This is a genomic window from Streptomyces sp. NPDC002690, from assembly GCF_053592415.1.
In genome coordinates this window covers 1-1,239 of sequence record NZ_JBSFVR010000745.1, presented here as the reverse complement: position 1 = coordinate 1,239, position 1,239 = coordinate 1, and the positions used below count along the sequence as shown (strand labels likewise).

Annotated in this window: 1 protein-coding gene; it reads left to right on the top strand. The window is 72.2% G+C overall.

Annotation, left to right across the window (positions count from 1 at the left end; all coding sequences use genetic code 11):
- Nucleotides 1–119: 119 nt before the first annotated feature.
- Nucleotides 120–1,133, top strand: a complete 1,014-nt coding sequence (locus ACWD3D_RS37240; RefSeq protein WP_451465050.1) for a Dyp-type peroxidase — start codon at nucleotides 120–122, stop codon at nucleotides 1,131–1,133.
- The last annotated feature ends 106 nt before the right edge of the window (nucleotides 1,134–1,239 follow it).

Sequence of the window (1,239 nt, the reverse complement as noted above, 5' to 3'; positions counted from 1 at the left end):
GGTCTCCCCGAGCCCCAGCAGTACGAACCCACCCTTCCCGGACCGGTCTTCGCCGCGCACTTCCACCTCTCGGCCGGAAGGCCGCGGTGCCGTTCCACGGACCGCACCAGGCGGGCGTCGTGACACCACAGCAGGCGTTCGTCGCGTTCGTCACCTTCGACGTGGTCGGCACGGATCGGAGCGGACTGGTCCGCGTCTTCGACGTGTTGACGCAGCGGGCGAGAGTTCTCACCGCCGGAGCGGGGCAGGGTGGTCCCGACGACCGCCTGACCGTCACGGTCGGCGTCGGGGCGTCCCTCTTCGACGAGCGTTTCGGCCTCCAGGGGCGCCGTCCCGCGGGACTGCGGACCATGCCCGCGTTCCCCGGCGACGATCTCGACCCCGCGGCCTGCCACGGCGACCTGTCGGTCCAGGTCTGCGCGGAACACCCCGATGCCGTCCTGGAGGTGATGCGCGATCTGCAACTGGCGCTGCGGGGGCTGGCGGCCCCGAGGTGGCGGAGCGACGGGTTCCTCAACCCGCCCCGGCCGAACGGCGCGCCGCGCAGCATCGTCGGCTTCAAGGACGGCATCTCCCACCCGGACACGAAGTCCGAGCGGGAGATGGACCGGGTGCTGTGGCTCGGTTCGCGCGGCGGAACGCCCGCATGGGCCCGGGGCGGCTGCTACCAGGTACTGCGGATCACCCGGTTGCGGGTCGAGGCCTGGGACCGGCTGCCGGTGGCCGAGCAGGAACGCGCCTTCGGCCGGAACAAGGCGACCGGCGCGCCGCTGACCGGCACCAAGGAGACGGACGTGCCCGACTACCGGTCGGACCCGGACGGCCGGAAGATCTCCTTCGACTCGCACATCCGCCGGGCGAACCCGCGGACCCCGGAGACGGCCGACTCGCTCCCGCTGCGCCGGAGTTACAACTTCGACCGCGGCCTGGCGCCCGACGGCGGGCTCGACGTGGGGCTCAACTTCTGCTGCTACCAGCAGGACATCGCGCGGCAGTTCGAGGCGGTCCAGCGACGCTTGGACGGCGAGCGCCTGGCGGACTTCACCGTCACCCGGGGCGGCGGCTACTTCCTGGTGCTGCCCGGCGTGAAGGACGCGAGCGACAAGCTCGGGGCAAGTCTCCTGAAGGGCTGAGGTTTCCCGCAGAACCGAGGCCCCCCCCGGGGGGCTGAGGTGTCCGCGAGGGAGCCGGTGGAGCACCGCGATCCGTGACCACCTGCTCGGACTGCCCAGCGAGTTC